This window comes from Streptosporangium sp. CA-115845, assembly GCF_050943795.1.
In the GTDB taxonomy this organism is placed as follows: Bacteria; Actinomycetota; Actinomycetes; order Streptosporangiales; family Streptosporangiaceae; genus Streptosporangium.
Window position 1 is genome coordinate 3,809,399 of record NZ_CP191988.1, and the last position, 16,129, is coordinate 3,825,527.

12 protein-coding genes are annotated in these 16,129 nt (G+C 70.6%); 10 read left to right on the forward strand and 2 right to left on the reverse strand.

The genetic code is table 11. The features are described 5' to 3' along the window. Nucleotides 1-21 precede the first annotated feature (21 nt). From ACQP0P_RS19470 to ACQP0P_RS19495, 6 genes are all read left to right on the forward strand, one after another. Complete coding sequence (locus ACQP0P_RS19470; protein WP_433378735.1) at nucleotides 22-2,103, forward strand: molybdopterin oxidoreductase family protein; 2,082 nt, start codon at nucleotides 22-24, stop codon at nucleotides 2,101-2,103. Further along, the gene (locus tag ACQP0P_RS19475; RefSeq protein ID WP_433378738.1) at nucleotides 2,100-3,503 is read left to right on the forward strand and encodes an FAD-dependent oxidoreductase; all 1,404 of its coding nucleotides are present in this window, start codon (nucleotides 2,100-2,102) and stop codon (nucleotides 3,501-3,503) included. Before ACQP0P_RS19470 ends, ACQP0P_RS19475 begins: the two co-directional genes overlap by 4 nt. Nucleotides 3,504-3,622: 119 nt before the next feature. Beyond that, a complete protein-coding gene (gene nirB / locus ACQP0P_RS19480; protein WP_433378741.1) occupies nucleotides 3,623-6,070 on the forward strand; it encodes a nitrite reductase large subunit NirB in 2,448 nt (815 codons plus the stop codon). Nucleotides 6,071-6,162: 92 nt separating this feature from the next. Beyond that, the gene (gene nirD, locus ACQP0P_RS19485; protein ID WP_433378744.1) at nucleotides 6,163-6,516 is read left to right on the forward strand and encodes a nitrite reductase small subunit NirD; all 354 of its coding nucleotides are present in this window, start codon (nucleotides 6,163-6,165) and stop codon (nucleotides 6,514-6,516) included. A 55-nt stretch (nucleotides 6,517-6,571) separates the two neighbouring features. Beyond that, entirely contained in the window at nucleotides 6,572-7,741 is a 1,170-nt protein-coding gene (locus ACQP0P_RS19490) for a uroporphyrinogen-III synthase (RefSeq protein WP_433378747.1), read from the forward strand. Continuing rightward, nucleotides 7,738-8,481, forward strand: coding sequence for a sirohydrochlorin chelatase (locus ACQP0P_RS19495; RefSeq protein ID WP_433378750.1), 744 nt, complete (start codon nucleotides 7,738-7,740; stop codon nucleotides 8,479-8,481). Before ACQP0P_RS19490 ends, ACQP0P_RS19495 begins: the two co-directional genes overlap by 4 nt. 15 nt (nucleotides 8,482-8,496) lie before the next feature. Here ACQP0P_RS19495 and ACQP0P_RS19500 read toward each other — a convergent pair whose 3' ends face one another. Both ACQP0P_RS19500 and ACQP0P_RS19505 read right to left on the reverse strand, forming a co-directional pair. After that, entirely contained in the window at nucleotides 8,497-9,351 is an 855-nt protein-coding gene (locus tag ACQP0P_RS19500; protein ID WP_350955563.1) for a PAC2 family protein, read from the reverse strand. Between the two features lie 65 nt (nucleotides 9,352-9,416). Beyond that, the gene (locus ACQP0P_RS19505) at nucleotides 9,417-9,875 is read right to left on the reverse strand and encodes a universal stress protein (protein WP_433378754.1); all 459 of its coding nucleotides are present in this window, start codon (nucleotides 9,873-9,875) and stop codon (nucleotides 9,417-9,419) included. 95 nt (nucleotides 9,876-9,970) lie between these two features. On the opposite strand from ACQP0P_RS19505, the gene metH reads away from it, so the two are divergent. The 4 genes from metH to ACQP0P_RS19525 all read left to right on the forward strand — a co-directional run bounded on the left by metH (nucleotide 9,971) and on the right by ACQP0P_RS19525 (nucleotide 16,112). Next, nucleotides 9,971-13,435, forward strand: coding sequence for a methionine synthase (metH, locus tag ACQP0P_RS19510; protein WP_433378758.1), 3,465 nt, complete (start codon nucleotides 9,971-9,973; stop codon nucleotides 13,433-13,435). Nucleotides 13,436-13,461: 26 nt separating this feature from the next. Beyond that, nucleotides 13,462-14,112 (forward strand): HAD family hydrolase, encoded by a 651-nt coding sequence (locus ACQP0P_RS19515; RefSeq protein WP_433378761.1) that lies wholly within the window; start codon nucleotides 13,462-13,464, stop codon nucleotides 14,110-14,112. 201 nt (nucleotides 14,113-14,313) lie between these two features. Beyond that, nucleotides 14,314-14,844 (forward strand): cellulose synthase, encoded by a 531-nt coding sequence (locus ACQP0P_RS19520; RefSeq protein ID WP_433378763.1) that lies wholly within the window; start codon nucleotides 14,314-14,316, stop codon nucleotides 14,842-14,844. Nucleotides 14,845-15,110: 266 nt separating this feature from the next. After that, on the forward strand, nucleotides 15,111-16,112 hold the full coding sequence (locus ACQP0P_RS19525) for an ABC transporter permease (RefSeq protein WP_433378766.1): 1,002 nt from the start codon (nucleotides 15,111-15,113) through the stop codon (nucleotides 16,110-16,112). The last annotated feature ends 17 nt before the right edge of the window (nucleotides 16,113-16,129 follow it).

Sequence of the window (16,129 nt, forward strand, 5' to 3'; positions counted from 1 at the left end):
CCTGAAAGCACCATCGGACCCATGCCGGTCTCACTTTCTCCCCAGACACCTGTGAAGGGTGGGACGGCGACGCACTGCCCCTACTGCGCTCTGCAGTGCGGCATGAACGTCGCGGTGGACGAGACCATCACGATCACTCCGCGGCACGACGTCCCGGCCAATGCGGGAGGACTGTGCCAGAAGGGCTGGACCGCCGGTGAGCTCCTCACCGGCGAGCGGCTGACCACCCCGCTGTTGCACGGCGAGGAGGTCGGCTGGGACGAGGCGCTCGGCTTTGTCGCCGGCCGGATACGTGCCGTCCAGGCCGAACACGGCCCCGACGGCGTGGCCGTGTTCGGCGGCGGCGGCCTCACCAACGAGAAGGCGTACCAGCTCGGCAAGTTCGCCCGGGTGGTGTTGCGGACCAGCCAGATCGACTACAACGGCCGGTTCTGCATGTCCTCGGCCGCCGCGGCCACCGACCGAGCCTTCGGGATGGACCGTGGCCTGCCTTTCCCGATCACCGACCTCGCCCGCGCCGACGCGGTCCTGATCGCGGGCGGAAACGTGGCCGAGACCATGCCGCCGTTCGTCCGTCACCTCACCGCGATGCGCGCGGCGGGCGGCCGGCTGATCGTCATCGACCCGCGGGTCACCGCGACCGCCCGGCAGGCCGACCTGCACCTGCAGCCGACCCCCGGCACCGACCTGGCGTTGGCGCTGGGCCTGCTGCACATCGTGGTCGCCGAAGGTGAGGTCGACGAGGACTACGTGGCCGCCAGGACGAGCGGGTTCGACGCGGTCCGCACCTCGGTCGCGGCCTGGTGGCCCGAGCGAGTGGAACGGATCACCGGTGTGCCGGTCGCCCGGATGCACGCCGCGGTCGCGATCCTCGCGGGCGCGAGCCGGGCGGCGATCCTCACCGGGCGCGGCGCCGAGCAGCACGCCAAGGGCACCGACACCGTCAGCGCGTTCGTCAACCTCGCGCTCGCCCTCGGGCTGCCGGGGCGCGAGGGGTCGGGTTACGGCGCTGTCACCGGGCAGGGCAACGGGCAGGGAGGCCGTGAGCACGGGCAGAAGGCCGACCAGCTCCCCGGCTACCGCAGGATCGATGATCCGGCGGCCCGCGCCCACGTCGCCGCCGTGTGGGGCGTCGACCCCGATGACCTACCGGGGCCCGGCCGCTCCGCCTACGAACTGCTGGACGTGCTCGGCACCGGCGGCGGCCCCCGGGCGCTGCTGTTGTTCGGCTCCAACCCGCTGGTCTCCGCGCCGCGTGCCGGGCACGTCGCCGAGCGGCTCGGCTCACTGGACCTGCTCGTGGTCTCGGACCTGGTCCTGTCGGAGACGGCCGCGATGGCCGACGTCGTGCTGCCCACCACCCAGTGGGCCGAGGAGAACGGCACCATGACGAATCTGGAGGGCCGGGTGCTGCTCCGCCGCCAGGCGGCCGCTCCGCCGTCAGGGGTGCGGAGCGACCTTGAGATTCTCCGGGGACTCGCCACGAGACTGCGCGGGACAGCCGGAGCCGAGGGTTTCCCCACCGATCCGCGTGAGGTCTTCGATGAGCTCCGCCGGGCCTCGGCAGGTGGGATCGCCGACTACGCCGGCATCACCTATGAGCGGATAGCCGCCGAGACCGGGGTGTTCTGGCCCTGCCCGGCCGAGGATCACCCGGGTACTCCCCGGCCTTTTCTGGACGGCTTCGCCACGCCCGACGGGCGCGCCCGGTTCGTACCGGTCGAGCACCGTCCGCCCGAGGAGGACGTCGACCCGGAATATCCGCTCCGTCTCACGACGGGACGGGTGCTCGCGCACTACCAGAGCGGTGCGCAGACCCGGCGGATCGCCACGCTGAACATGGCGGCACCCGAGGCGTTCGTGGAACTCCACCCCGATCTCGCCGAGCACCTGGACGTGGCCCCGGGGGAGATGCTGCGGGTGGTCAGCCGGCGCGGCGCGACCGAGGCGCCGGCCAGGGTCAATCCGGCGATCCGGCAGGACACCGTGTTCATGCCGTTCCACTGGCCGGGCGTCAACCTGCTCACCAACCCCGCGCTGGACCCGGTGTCGAGGATGCCGGAGTTCAAGGTCTGCGCGGTCAGAGTGGAGCGTGCCGGATGACCCGGATCGTGGTCGTGGGCAACGGGATGGCGGGCGCCCGTCTGGTGAGCGAGATCCGTGCCCGTGACCAGCACGTCGGGCTGACCGTGTTCGGGGCCGAGGAGTCGCAGCCCTACAACCGCGTGCTGCTGTCGAACGTCGTGGCCGGGACGATGCCGCCCGACCAGGTGCGATTACTCGACCCGGCCTGGTACGCCGATCATTCGGTGACGGCGCTGCCCGGGGTCGAGGTGACCGCCGTGGACCGGGAGAACCGGGCCGTGCTCACCGCCACGGGCAGGCGCGAGCCGTACGACGTCCTCGTGCTGGCGACAGGCAGCGAGGCGGTCGTGCCGCCGGTACCGGGTGCGGGCAGGGCCGTTACGTTCCGCACGATGGACGACTGCAGGAGGATCCTGCGGGCCGCCGGCGCGGCGCGGCACGCCGTGGTGATCGGAGGCGGTCTGCTCGGAGTCGAGGCGGCGCGTGGCCTGGCCGGGCGCGGCCTGCCGGTGACGCTGCTGCACCTGGCCGGGCACCTGATGGACCGTCAGCTGGACGCCGAGGCAGGGCTGGTGCTCGGCCAGACCCTGGGCGGGCTGGGGGTGAGGATCAGGACCGGTGTCGTGGTCGAGGAGATCCTCGACGGCGGTGTGCGGCTCGCGGGAGACGACACGGTCGAGGCCGATCTGGTGGTGCTCGCCTGCGGGGTCCGCCCGGTGACCGGGCTGGCCCGCGAGGCCGGGCTGGAGGTGGCGCGCGGGATCGTCGTCGACGACGAGATGCGCACCGACGACCCGTCGATCTTCGCGATCGGCGAGTGCGCCGAGCACCGGGGCAGGGTCTACGGGCTGGTCGCGCCCGCCTGGGAGCAGGCCGCGGTGGTCGCCGACATCGTCACGAGGGCCGACAAGGCCGCCCGATACCGGGGATCGCGGCTGGTGACCCGGTTGAAGGCCAGGAGCGTGGAGCTGGCCGCGATGGGCGAGACGCACCTGACCGAGGACGACGCAGAGGTCGTGCGGTTCAGCCACCGGGCGGCGGGCACGTACCGCAAGCTCGTCATCCGCGACGGCCGCCTGGTCGGCGTGATCCTCCTCGGTGAGACGTCGGCGGTGGGCGACCTCACCCAGTTGTTCGACCGGGGCGGGCCGCTGCCGGGAGACCGGGCCGGCCTGCTCTTCCCCGGTCTGCAGGGCAACGCGGTAGCCGAGAGCCCGGTCAGGATGCCGGACGCGGCGAAGGTCTGCCAGTGCAACGACGTGACCAAGGGGCAGATCAGGGCCTGCTGGGAGTCGGGCGCCAGGGACGTCGCGGCCGTGGCCGCCGCGACCCGCGCCACCACCGGCTGCGGTGGCTGCCGCGACGCGGTCGAGGGCATCGTCGGCTGGCTCTGTGAGCAGGAAGGAGTCTCGGCGTGACCGGCGCTGGAGGCGAGGGAACGGCCGGGCGCCGGACGGACACGGAGCCGCCCCGACCGGTGAGCGGGGCGATCCATCGGGGACGGGCAGACGGAGCGGACGGAAGGGCGAACGCGATCATGTCACGACTTGTCGTGGTGGGAAACGGACCGACATCGCACCGGCTGGTCGAGGCCCTGGTCGCCAAGGGGTTCACGGGCCGGATCACGGTGCTGGGGGAGGAGCCCAGACCGGCCTACGACCGGGTGGCGCTGACCTCCTACCTGGCGGGCAGAAGCGTCGAGGATCTCAGCTACCCGGTGCCGGAGGGGGTCGTGCCGCGCCTGTCGTCCAGGGTCGTCGACATCGACAGGTGGAAGAAGGAGGTCACCACCGCGGACGGCAATCGCGAGCCGTACGACGTGCTGGTGCTGGCCACCGGGTCCAGCCCGTTCGTGCCGCCGGTGCCGGGCAGGGAACTGGACGGCTGCTTCACCTACCGCACGATCGACGATCTCGACGCGATCAGGGAGGCCGCCTCGGCCGCCACGAGCGGCGTCGTGGTCGGCGGCGGGCTGCTGGGGCTGGAGGCCGCCGACGCCCTGCGTGGTCTGGGCCTGTCGACGCACGTGGTGGAGATGGGCGGCTGGCTCATGCCCCGCCAGGTCGACGAGGGCGGCGGCGCGGTCCTGCGCGGTCACGTGGAGGCGCTCGGCCTGAGGGTGCACACCGAGGCGGGTGTGCGGGAGATCGTCGCGGGCCCGGACGGTCGGGTGGCGGGCCTGGTCAAGCCGGACGGGGAGACCGTCGAGGCGCAGATCGTGATCTTCTCCGCCGGGGTCAGGCCCCGTGACGAGCTGGCCGGGCAGGCCGGCCTGGAGGTTGGCGGGCGCGGTGGGATCGTCGTGGACGACCGGATGCGCACCGCCGACCCGGCGATCTACGCGATCGGCGAGTGCGCGTCGCACGAGGGCGTGGTCTACGGGCTGGCCGGCCCGTGCCTCACGATGGCCGAGGTCGCCGCCGACCGCATCCTCGGCGGCGGGGCGGTCTTCACCCGTGCGGATCTCTCCACCAAGCTCAAACTGCTCGGTGTGGAGGTCGCCCAGTTCGGCGCCATGGACGGCGCGCTGGACGTGACCTTCATGGATCCGGTGGGCGGGGTCTACCAGAAGCTGTTCGTCAGCGACGACGCGCGCACCCTGCTCGGCGGGATCTGCGTCGGCGACGCCACCCCGTACAACACCCTGAAGCCCTTCGTCGGCCGCGATCTGCCGGGATCGCCGAGCGAGCTGTTGTTCAGCGGTGGCCCGGCGAGCGTGGAGCTCCCCGACGACGCGCAGGTCTGCTCCTGCAACAACGTCACCAAGGGGCAGGTGCGTGCCGCCATCGCCGACCACGGTCTCACCGACGTGGCCGGGATCAAGGGCTGCACCCGCGCGGGCACCACCTGCGGCAGCTGCGTCCCGATGCTCAACCAGATTCTCGTCAAATCGGGCGTCGAACCCACCAAGGCTCTGTGCGAGCACTTCGCGTACAGCAGGGCGGAGCTGTTCGACATCGTCCGGGTGCGCGCCATCACGACGTTCTCCCAGCTGATCGCCGAGCACGGCACCGGGCGCGGTTGTGACGTGTGCAAGCCGGTGGTCGCCTCGATCCTCGCCTCGCTCGGCGGCGGCCACATCCTCGACGGAGAGCAGGCCGCCCTGCAGGACACCAACGATCACTTCCTGGCCAACATCCAGCGCAACGGCACCTACTCGGTGGTGCCGCGCGTCCCCGGTGGGGAGATCACCCCGGACGGGCTCATCGTGATCGGCGAGGTGGCCCGCGACTTCGGCCTGTACACCAAGATCACTGGCGGGCAGCGGATCGACCTGCTCGGGGCCCGTGTGGAGCAACTTCCGCTGATCTGGAAGCGCCTGGTGGACGCGGGCTTCGAGTCCGGGCACGCGTACGGCAAGGCGCTGCGCACCGTGAAGTCCTGCGTGGGTTCGGCCTGGTGCCGGTACGGCGTGCAGGACGCCGTCGGCCTGGCCATCGCGCTGGAGCTGCGCTACCGGGGGCTGCGCTCGCCGCACAAGCTGAAGTCGGCGGTCTCCGGCTGCGCCCGAGAGTGCGCCGAGGCCAGGGGCAAGGACTTCGGCGTCATCGCCACCGAGCGAGGCTGGAACCTCCACGTGGGCGGCAACGGCGGCTTCAGCCCGCGCCACGCCGACCTGTTCGCCTCCGATCTGGGCACCGAGGAACTGGTTCGCGTCATCGACCGGTTCCTGATGTTCTACATCCGTACCGCCGACCGCCTGCAGCGCACCTCCGCCTGGCTGGAGGCACAGGGGCCGGCCTACGTCAGGGAGGTCGTCCTGGAGGACTCCCTCGGGATCTGCGCCGATCTGGAGGCGCAGATGGAGCGGCACGTGGCCGGCTACGCCGACGAGTGGCGCGCCACGATCGAGGACCCGGAGAGGCTACGGCGGTTTGTCTCCTTCATCAACGCCCCCGGTACGCCGGACCCCTCGATCGCCTTCGAACCCCAGCGTGACCAGGTGAAACCGGTCCTCATCCCGCTGGAGGTGGTCCGTTCCTGACCAGCCGCCCCATGTCCCACATCCCCCGCCGGCGCGGTGGGAGGCCCGCTCCGGTCCGCCACCGCCGACATCCAGAGGAGAGGCGCTCACCGATGACCGTCCTGAGCGAAGAGCTGGAGCAGGCCGGCTGGACGCCGATCTGCTCCTACACCGACCTGCTGCCCGAGCGCGGCGTGTGCGCGCTCGTCGGTGGTCGCCAGATCGCGCTGTTCCGTGCCTTCGACGGCACCCTGTTCGCGATCGGCAACCGTGACCCGTTCAGCGGTGCCCACGTCCTGTCCCGCGGGATCATGGGCACCAGGGCCGGCGAACCGGTGGTGGTCTCCCCCATGCACAAGCAGGCCTTCTCCCTTGCGACGGGGGTGTGCCTGGACGACCCCGCGACGGCCGTGCCGACCTACCCGGTCCGCCTCACCGGCGAAACGGTGGAGGTGGGCACGGGGTGAGCCCGCAGGCGGCCGGATACCTGAAGAAGATCAAGCGAGGAGTGGTGAACGACAGATGAGCATCGCCGTTCTGGACAGCCCCGTCGACTCTCCCGAGACCGCGCCCGACGCGCTGGCCGGGTTCACGATCGGGGTCACCGCCACCCGGCGGCGCGAGGAGTTCTGCGCGCTGCTGGAACGCAGGGGCGCCAGGGTGGTGCGCGCCCCCGCGATCCGCCTGGTACCCCTGGCCGAGGACGCCGACCTGCTGGCCGCGACGCGCGCCGGCCTGTCGGCCCCGATCGACGACGTGGTGGTCACCACCGGCGTCGGCTTCCGGGGATGGATGGCCGCCGCCGAGGGCTGGGGGCTGGCGGGCGACCTCGCCGAGCACCTGACCTCCGCACGGCTGCTGACCCGCGGGCCCAAGGCCCGCGGCGCGGTCAGGGCCGCCGGGCTGAACGACCACTGGACCCCGCCCACGGAGTCGTGCGAGGAGGTCAAGCAGCACCTCCTGGCCCAGGACCTGCGCGGCCGCCGCATCGCCGTGCAACTGCACGGGGAGCCGCTGACCGGCTTCGTGGCCGCACTGCGCGAAGCCGGCGCGGAGGTCATCGAGGTGCCGGTCTACCGGTGGCTGCCCTACCGGGACGTGTCGCCGCTGCGCCGCCTGGTCAGCCAGGCGATCTCCGGCGGGGTGGACGCGGTGGCCTTCACCAGTGCCCCGGCCGTGCTGGCCATGCTCAACTCGGCCCGCGCGGACGGCCTGGAGGACGCACTGGTCGCGGCCTTCGCGGGGCCGGTCGTCGCCGCCTGCGTGGGCCCGGTCACCGCCGGGCCCCTGGAGGCACGCGGGGTGCCCACCGTGCAGCCCGAGCGCTCCCGCCTGGGCACGCTGGCCCGTACCCTCGCCAGGCACCTGCCCGAGCACAGCGTCACCCGCCTGGTCGCGGGCGGCCACCGGCTGGAGATCCGCGGTCACGCCGTCGCGGTGGACGGCGAACTGAAGCCGCTGCCGCCGGCGCCGATGGCGGTGCTCAAGCGTCTGGCCGACAAACCCGGGCACGTGGTGGCCCGCTCCGACCTGCGGACAGTGCTCCCCGGCGGCCCGTCGCGGGACTCGGCCGAGCATGCGGTCGAGATGGCCATCACCCGCCTGCGCCGGGCGCTCGGCCCCTCGGGAATCGTCGAGACGGTCGTCAAACGCGGTTACCGCCTGGCCTGCGACCGGGGCGAAGGCCTGTGACGACGCTGGTTCTCGCCAGGCACGGGACGCGCAGCGCGAGGGGGGAGGAGACCCTGGCCGGTCTGCGTGACCTGGTACGCGAGGGCCGCCGGGGAACGCGCGTCGAGCAGGCGTTCCTGGAGATCAGCTCACCCCCGCTGGCCGACGTGCTTGCCCGCGTGCCCGGCCCTGTCGTGGTGGTCCCGCTGCTGCTGGCGGGCGGCTACCACGTCCACATCGACCTGCCCGCGGTGGTGGCCGCGGCCAGGCCGGACGCCACGGTGACGGCCCCGCTGGGGCCGCATCCGCTGCTCGCGGCCGTGCTCGCCAGACGACTGGCCGCCGCGGGGCTGAGGGCGGCGGACTCGGTGATCCTGGGAGCCGCGGGGTCGTCCGACCCTGCGGCGCCGGCCGACGTGCGGGCGGTGGCCCGGCTGCTTTCGGTCCGGCTCTCCCGCCCCGTCACCGCGGCCTTCGCCGCGACGGGCACCCCCTCGATCGCCGAGGTCCTGGAGCGGCTGCGCTCAGGACCCGCGCCGCGGATCGCGCTCGCCTCCTACCTCCTGGCCCCGGGCTTCTTCCAGGACCGCCTGGAGACGTCCGGGGCCGACCTGGTCGCCGCACCCCTGGGGGTGGACGCCGATCTGGCCGCGCTGGTGTGGGCCAGGTTCGACCAGGTGTGCCCGGCGCCGGTGACCTTGGACCGGAGGCGCCTGGTCTCCGCGCGCCCGGTCCTGGCGGAGGGGAACGACCGGTGGTGACCGCCGGCCGCGGGCTCAGCCGTCGGAGTCGCGGTCGCGCCGGCGCAGGTAGCGCTCGAACTCGGCGGCGATGGCGTCACCACTGGCCTCGGGCAGCTCGGCGGCGTCCTTGCGCTCCTCCAGCTCCTTGACGTACTCGGCGACCTCGCTGTCCTGAGAGGCCAGCTCGTCGACGCCGTGCTCCCAGGCCCGGGACTCCTCGGCCAGCTCGCCCAGCGGCATCGGGATGTCGAGCAGGTCCTCCATCCGGCTGAGCAGCGCCATGGTGGCCTTCGGGTTGGGGGGCTGGGCCACGTAGTGCGGCACCGAGGCCCACAGCGACACGGCGTGCAGCCCGGCCGCGCCCAGGGACTGCTGGAGCACGCCGACGATGCCGGTCGGTCCCTCGTAGCGGCTCAGCTCCAGGTTGATCGCCCTGGCCAGCCCCTCGTCGGTCGCCGATCCCACGATCGGCACCGGACGGGTGTGCGGCGAGTCGTTGAGCAGCGCGCCGAGCAGAACCGCCAGCTCGACCCCCAGCTCCCGGCAGACCAGGACGATCTCCTCGCAGAAGGCGCGCCAGCGCATGTTGGGCTCGATACCGCGGAGCAGCACCACGTCGCGGTCGACGCCCGGTGGCCTGGCCACCGACAGCTTCGTGGTCGGCCAGGTGATGGAGCGCGTCAGCCCCTCGCCCATCTCGACGATCGGGCGGGTCACCTGGAAGTCGTAGTACTCCTCGGGGTCCAGGGAGATCAGCGGGGTCGCCTTCCACTCGCCCTCGAGGTGCGCGATCACTCCGCTCGAGGCCTCACCCGCGTCGTTCCACCCCTCGAACGCGGCGATCATCACCGGGTCGACGAGCTCGGGCAGACCTTCGATCTCGATCACGCGCCCCCTCCTTCTCATCGCACCGTCCTATCCGGCTAAGCCTATGCCGTGAGGGGACCTTCACGTCACCTTCCGGATGTGGTGTGGACGATCAGGACGTCGCAGCCCGCGCGCTGGGACACGCCGGACGGCACCGAGCCGAGCAGCCGCCCCGCCAGGCTGTTGAGCCCCCGGTTGCCGACGACCACGAGATCGGCCCCGCGCCTGCCGGCGAGCGAGACCAGCACGTCCACCGCGTCACCCTCCTCGGCGGCCAGTTCGATCGTCCGGGCGCCCGCGGCGACCGCGCGCTCCCGGGCGGCGCGCAGGGCGTCGTCCGCCGGGGTGGAGCCGGTCACCTTGTAGGAGAGGTCGCCGAGGACGTCGGCGGCGGCGTTGCGGTCGCGCTCGCGCATGGGGGAGTAGGCGCAGGCCAGGATCAGGTCGGCGCCGGTGGCGGCGGCTAGGGAGGCGGCCGAGGAGACCGCGCCGAAGGAGGAGGTGGAGCCGTCGGTGCCGACAAGGATGGTGCGGTAGGTCGCCATCGGTGCCTCACAGGGGTGACCGTGGTTAATTGGACAAGAAGTTCAATTGTTGCCAACAACAATAACGGCCATGTGGAGCCCAGTACTCTTGTCTCATGACAAGCACCCCGTCCTTCCGTGAAGTCCTGGCCGAGCGCGTGATGGTCGCCGACGGGGCCATGGGGACGATGCTTCAGGCCCACGACGTCACCCTGGACGACTTCCAGGGCCACGAGGGCTGCAACGAGGTGCTCAATGTCACCCGCCCCGACATCGTCCGCGCCGTGCACGAGGCCTACTTCGAGGTGGGGGTCGACTGCGTCGAGACCAACACCTTCGGGGCCAACCTTTCGGCTCTCGGTGAATACGACATCCCCGAGCGGGTCTTCGAGTACTCGGAGGCCGGCGCCCGCGTCGCCCGGCAGGCGGCCGACGCCTGGTCCACCCCCGAGCGGCCGCGCTTCGTGCTCGGCTCCATCGGCCCCGGCACCAAGCTCCCGACTCTCGGGCACAAGCCGTACGCCGTGCTGCGCGACGCCTACTACGACAACGCCGCGGGGCTGGTCGGCGGTGGCGCCGACGCCCTGATCATTGAGACCTCCCAGGACCTGCTCCAGGTCAAGGCGGCGGTGATCGGCGCGCGCCGGGCCATCGCCGACGCCGGCCGGGACGTGCCGATCATCGCTCAGGTGACCATCGAGACCAACGGCGCGATGCTGCTGGGCTCGGAGATCGGCGCGGCACTGACCGCGATCGAGCCGCTCGGCGTCGACGTGATCGGCCTGAACTGCGCGACCGGTCCCGCCGAGATGAGCGAGCACCTCCGCTACCTGGCCCGCCACGCCCGGGTCCGCCTCTCGTGCATGCCCAACGCCGGACTGCCCGTGCTGACCTCCGATGGCGCCTACTACCCGCTGAGCCCCGAGGAACTGGCCTCGGCGCACGAGAACTTCACCCGCGACTACGGCCTCTCCCTCATCGGCGGCTGCTGCGGTACCACGCCCGAGCACCTGCGCCGGGTCGTCGAGAGGGTACGCGGGCAGGAGACGGCCTCGCGCCGGCCCCGCCCCGAGGCCGGTGCCTCCTCTCTCTACCAGAGCGTCCCCTTCCGCCAGGACATCTCGTACATGGCCATCGGCGAGCGCACCAACGCCGTCGGTTCCAAGGCATTCCGGGAGGCGATGCTCGCCCAGGACTGGGAGGAGTGCGTGGAGATCGCACGGGCGCAGGCCCGCGACGGCGCGCACATGCTCGACCTGTGCGTCGACTACGTGGGGCGCGACGGCGTGGCCGACATGAAGGAGCTGGCCTTCCGCTTCGCCACCGCCTCCACGCTGCCGATCGTCCTCGACTCCACCGAGCCCGCCGTGCTGGAGGCCGGGCTGCAGATGCTCGGCGGGCGCGCGGTCGTCAACTCGGTCAACTACGAGGAGGGCGACGGCGTCGAGTCGCGCTTCCACAAGAACATGACGCTGGTACGCGAGTACGGCGCGGCCGTGGTGGCCCTGACCATCGACGAGGAGGGCCAGGCGCGCACCGCCGACTGGAAGGTCCGGATCGCGCTGCGCCTCATCGAGGACCTGACCACGAAGTGGGGTATGAACGTCGAGGACATCCTCGTCGACGTGCTCACCTTCCCCATCGCCACCGGCCAGGAGGAGACCAGGCGCGATGCGCTGGAGTCGATCGAGGCGATCAAGGAAATCAAGCGGCACCATCCCGGGGTGCAGACGGTTCTGGGCCTGTCGAACGTGTCGTTCGGTCTCAACCCCGCCGCCCGCATCGTGCTCAACTCGGTCTTCCTCAACGAGTGCGTCAACGCCGGCCTCGACGCGGCGATCGTGCACGCCTCCAAGATCCTGCCGATGGCGCGCATCCCCGAGGAGCAGCGCCAGGTCGCCCTGGACATGGTCTATGACCGGCGCAGGGAGGGTTACGACCCGCTGCAGCGGTTCATGGAGCTGTTCGACGGCGTCGACGCCGCGGCTCTCAAAGCGAGCAAGGCCGAGGAACTCGCCGCGCTGCCGCTGTGGGAGCGGCTCAAGCGCCGCATCGTCGACGGCGAGCGCAAGGGCCTGGAGGCCGACCTCGACGAGGCCCTCGCCCAGCGCCCCGCCCTGGAGATCGTCAACGACGTGCTGCTCGACGGCATGAAGACCGTCGGCGAGCTGTTCGGCTCCGGCCAGATGCAGCTGCCGTTCGTGCTCCAGTCGGCCGAGGTGATGAAGACCTCGGTCGCCTACCTGGAGCCGCACATGGACCGGGTCGAGGGCGAGACCAAGGGCCGCATCGTGCTCGCCACGGTCAAGGGCGACGTGCACGACATCGGCAAGAACCTGGTCGACATCATCCTCTCCAACAACGGCTACGAGGTCGTCAACCTCGGCATCAAGCAGCCGGTGTCGGTCATCCTGGAGGCCGCGGAGGAGAAGAAGGCCGATGTCATCGGCATGTCCGGGCTGCTGGTGAAGTCCACGGTCGTCATGAAGGAGAACCTGGAGGAGATGAACTCCAGGGGCATCTCCTCCAGGTTCCCCGTGCTGCTCGGCGGGGCCGCGCTGACCCGTGCCTACGTCGAGCAGGACCTCGCGGAACTCTTCCAGGGCGAGGTCCGCTACGCCCGCGACGCCTTCGAGGGACTGCGCCTGATGGACGCCTTCATGGCGGTCAAGCGCGGCGAGAAGGGCGCGAGCCTGCCGCCGCTGCGCGAGCGCCGGGTCAAGACCGGAGCCACGCTGGTCAGGACGCCGGTGGAGGAGCTACCGGCCCGCTCCGACGTGGCCGTCGACAACGCGGTGCCGACGGCGCCCTTCCTCGGCGAGCGCGTCATCAAGGGCGTACCGCTCGCGGAGTACGCCGCGTTCCTTGACGAGCGGGCGACGTTCATGGGTCAGTGGGGCCTCAAGGCCGCCCGCGGTGGTGACGGGCCCTCCTATGAGGAACTGGTCGAGACCGAGGGCAGGCCGCGCCTGCGGATGTGGCTGGAGCGGATGCAGACCGAGGGCCTGCTGGAGGCGGCGGTCGTCTACGGCTACTTCCCGTGCGTCAGCGACGGCGACTCGCTGATCATCCTGGACGAGGGGGGCAACGAGCGCACCCGGTTCACCTTCCCGCGCCAGCGCCGCGACCGGCACCTGTGCCTGTCCGACTTCTTCCGTTCCAAGGACTCCGGTGAGGTCGACGTCGTCGCCTTCCAGGTCGCGACGATGGGCAACCGGGTGTCCGAGGCGGCGGCCGAGCTGTTCGCCAAGGACGCCTACCGCGACTACCTGGAGCTGCACGGTCTGTCGGTGCAGCTGACCGAGGCCCTGGCCGAGTACTGGCACGCGCGGGTGCGCACCGAACTGGGCATCGGCGGTGACGAGTCCCTGGAGGACATGCTCAAGGTCAACGTCATGGGCTGCCGCTACTCCTTCGGCTACCCGGCCTGCCCCAATCTGGAGGATCAGGTCCAGCTGATGGGGTTGCTCGACCCGTCCAGGATCGGTGTCGAGCTGTCCGAGGAGTTCCAGCTCCATCCCGAACAGTCGACGTCCGCGCTGATCGTCCATCACCCTGAGGCCAACTACTTCAACGTGTGACCGTCTGCCGGAGGGGCTACAAGGGGATGGAAGCGGTTCTCTTCGACATGGATGGGCTTCTCGTCGACAGCGAGAAGATCTGGTTCCGGGTCGAGACCGAGGTGATGGAGCGGCTCGGCGGCGAGTGGGGGGCCACTCACCAGGAGAACATGGTGGGCGGCTCGATGTCGGCGACCGTGGCGTACATGCTCCGGGTCTCCGGCGGGAGCGCCGCTCCCGAGGCGGTGGAGCGCTGGATGCTGGAAGGCATGATCTCCAGGCTCGCCGGTGGTGTGGAGCTGATGCCGGGCGCCGCCGAGCTGCTGGCGGGGGTGCACGGGGAGGGCATGGCCACCGCCCTGGTCACCTCCTCGGCGCGGTCGATCGCCGAGGCGTGCCTGCGCAGCATCGGCAGGCATCACTTCGACCACGTGGTCACCGGTGACGACGTCGCGAGGACCAAGCCCGATCCCGAGCCCTATCTGACGGCGGCCCGTCTGCTGGGCGTGGACCCGGCCCGCTGCGTCGCGCTGGAGGATTCCCCGAACGGGGTGACATCGGCTACCGCGGCGGGCTGCCGGGTGGTGGCGGTGCCGAGCGTGCTGCCGATTCCCGGTGCGCCGGGCCGTCTTGTCGTCGGGTCGCTGCATGAGGTCGATGTGGAGGTGCTGCGCTCACTGTCCGCCGGTGTCCGCTGAGCGGCCCTGTCGTCCGGCGGATGACATGAGGACGGCCGGTGCGCCCTTTCGTGAGAGCGCGTGGTCGGGGATCCTCCCTGATCTTTCATACGATCCTGGCCGCACCCCCTAAGGGATGATCCCTCCTTGAGAAGGAGGGCCCGTCCCGATCCGACGTGCCAGGATGGATGTCGGATAGGTCAACATGAGGGGCGGTCCGCTGTGTCGTTCAATCAGATCGCGTGGTTGCCGCTCTGCGCCGGGGTCACCGGTGTGGGGCTGGTGCTGAGTTTCCTGTTGATGCGGCGCCGTGGCGTCGCGGCGGGGTTACGTGCCGCGGCCTGGTCACTGCTACCCGTCGCCGCCTTTCTGACCGGCGTGCTTCCCACCCTGTGGCAGATCGGCACGGCGATCATCGGTTTCCTCACAGGTCTGGTGTTCAACCCCGTGGTGTGGTCCGGGGTGGCGGTGACCGGACTCGCCGTGGTGCTCTTCCTGGTCTCCGGGTTCCTGCGTGGCCGCCGCCTCAGGGCCGCGGCGTCCTCAGCGCCCCCGGTGTCCTCCGCGCCCTCTGTGCCCGCTGTGGCAGCGGCGGGGCCTGGCGGGCGGGGCGGGGCCGCGACGGCCGCCACGCAGCCGTTGCCGCAGCGCAAGGCCGCGCCCGCGCCCGCCTCAGGACCCGCCGCGAAGCCGGCCGCCGACGACGACTTCTCCGATATCGAGGACATCCTCAAGCGTCGCGGGATCGGGTGACGCTGAGTAATCGGCTCATTCCCATGTCACGAATCCAAGACAGAAGCGGAACGGCTTCCGGACATTAGCTCCAAGATCAGAACGAATGAATTTCGCGTGAATCACAGTTAAGCCACATAGCGCCCCAGAGGACTGGTCAGCGCAGTTCAGCCCATAGATTCTGCGCACGGGGCCACGAACTACTGGCCCGTAGACTTACGGCGCGCTACCCGACCCGGGAAACGCGTTGACGGACAACGTCGTCTGGGATCCAGGGGGCCAACTGTATGACCGCACCGCTCGACGCCCCCGGTAAGACCACCGAGGTCTCACCGGAGGCAGTGCTCGCGGGAGCGGGCGTGAAGGCCGTCCAAGGCCGCTCGCTCGGGCAGATCGCATGGATGCATCTGAAACGCGACAAGGTCGCGCTCGTCGGTGCCGGCGTGGTCGTTCTGCTGATCGTCATCGCGATCTTCGCTCCGCTGATCGTGAACCTGTTCGGTCATCCGCCGAACGAGTTCCACCAGGAGATGATCGACACCTCCACCATGACGCCCAAGGGCGGCACGGGCATCAGCGGGGAGTTCCTGTTCGGGGTGGAGCCGGTCAACGGCCGTGACCTTTTCAGCAGGGTCGTCTACGGAGCGCGGATCTCGCTGCTGATCGCGGTTCTCGCCACCCTGCTCTCGGTGGTCATCGGTACCGTCATGGGCGTGATGGCCGGTTACTTCGGTGGCTGGGTCGACACCGTGATCAGCCGCACGATGGACGTCTTCCTCGCCTTCCCCCTGCTCGTCTTCGCGATGGCCCTGGTCGGTGTCCTCGGTCAGTTCGAGAAGGACCTCGGGGTGACAGGCGACACGCTGCGTATCGGCCTGCTGATCTTCGTGATCGGTTTCTTCAACTGGCCGTACATCGGCAGGATCATCCGCGGCCAGACACTGTCACTGCGGGAACGTGAATTCGTCGACGCCGCCCGTAGCCTGGGCGCCCGCGGACCGTACATCCTGTTCCGTGAGATCCTGCCGAATCTGATCGCGCCGATTCTCATCTACGCGACGTTGCTCATTCCGACGAATGTCATGTTCGAGGCGGCACTCTCGTTCCTGGGAGTCGGTATCCAGGCGCCCACGGCGACCTGGGGAGGCATGATCTCGCAGGCGGTGAAGTTCTACAACGTGCCGCATTTCATGTTCTTCCCCGGTATGGCGATTTTCATCACGGTGCTGGCCTTCAATCTCTTCGGCGACGGGCTGCGCGATGCCCTTGACCCGAAATCGTCCCGCTGACCCTCAACCTCCCGTTC

Excerpts from the sequence above, each read along its gene's own strand:
- ACQP0P_RS19470 (WP_433378735.1), top strand. The coding sequence starts at position 22 with ATGCCGGTCTCACTTTCTCCCCAGACACCTGTGAAGGGTGGGACGGCG.
- metH (WP_433378758.1), top strand. The coding sequence starts at position 9,971 with ATGACAAGCACCCCGTCCTTCCGTGAAGTCCTGGCCGAGCGCGTGATG.
- nirB (WP_433378741.1), top strand. The coding sequence starts at position 3,623 with ATGTCACGACTTGTCGTGGTGGGAAACGGACCGACATCGCACCGGCTG.
- ACQP0P_RS19525 (WP_433378766.1), top strand. The coding sequence starts at position 15,111 with ATGACCGCACCGCTCGACGCCCCCGGTAAGACCACCGAGGTCTCACCG.
- ACQP0P_RS19505 (WP_433378754.1), bottom strand. The coding sequence starts at position 9,875 with ATGGCGACCTACCGCACCATCCTTGTCGGCACCGACGGCTCCACCTCC.
- ACQP0P_RS19475 (WP_433378738.1), top strand. The coding sequence starts at position 2,100 with ATGACCCGGATCGTGGTCGTGGGCAACGGGATGGCGGGCGCCCGTCTG.
- ACQP0P_RS19490 (WP_433378747.1), top strand. The coding sequence starts at position 6,572 with ATGAGCATCGCCGTTCTGGACAGCCCCGTCGACTCTCCCGAGACCGCG.
- ACQP0P_RS19515 (WP_433378761.1), top strand. The coding sequence starts at position 13,462 with ATGGAAGCGGTTCTCTTCGACATGGATGGGCTTCTCGTCGACAGCGAG.
- nirD (WP_433378744.1), top strand. The coding sequence starts at position 6,163 with ATGACCGTCCTGAGCGAAGAGCTGGAGCAGGCCGGCTGGACGCCGATC.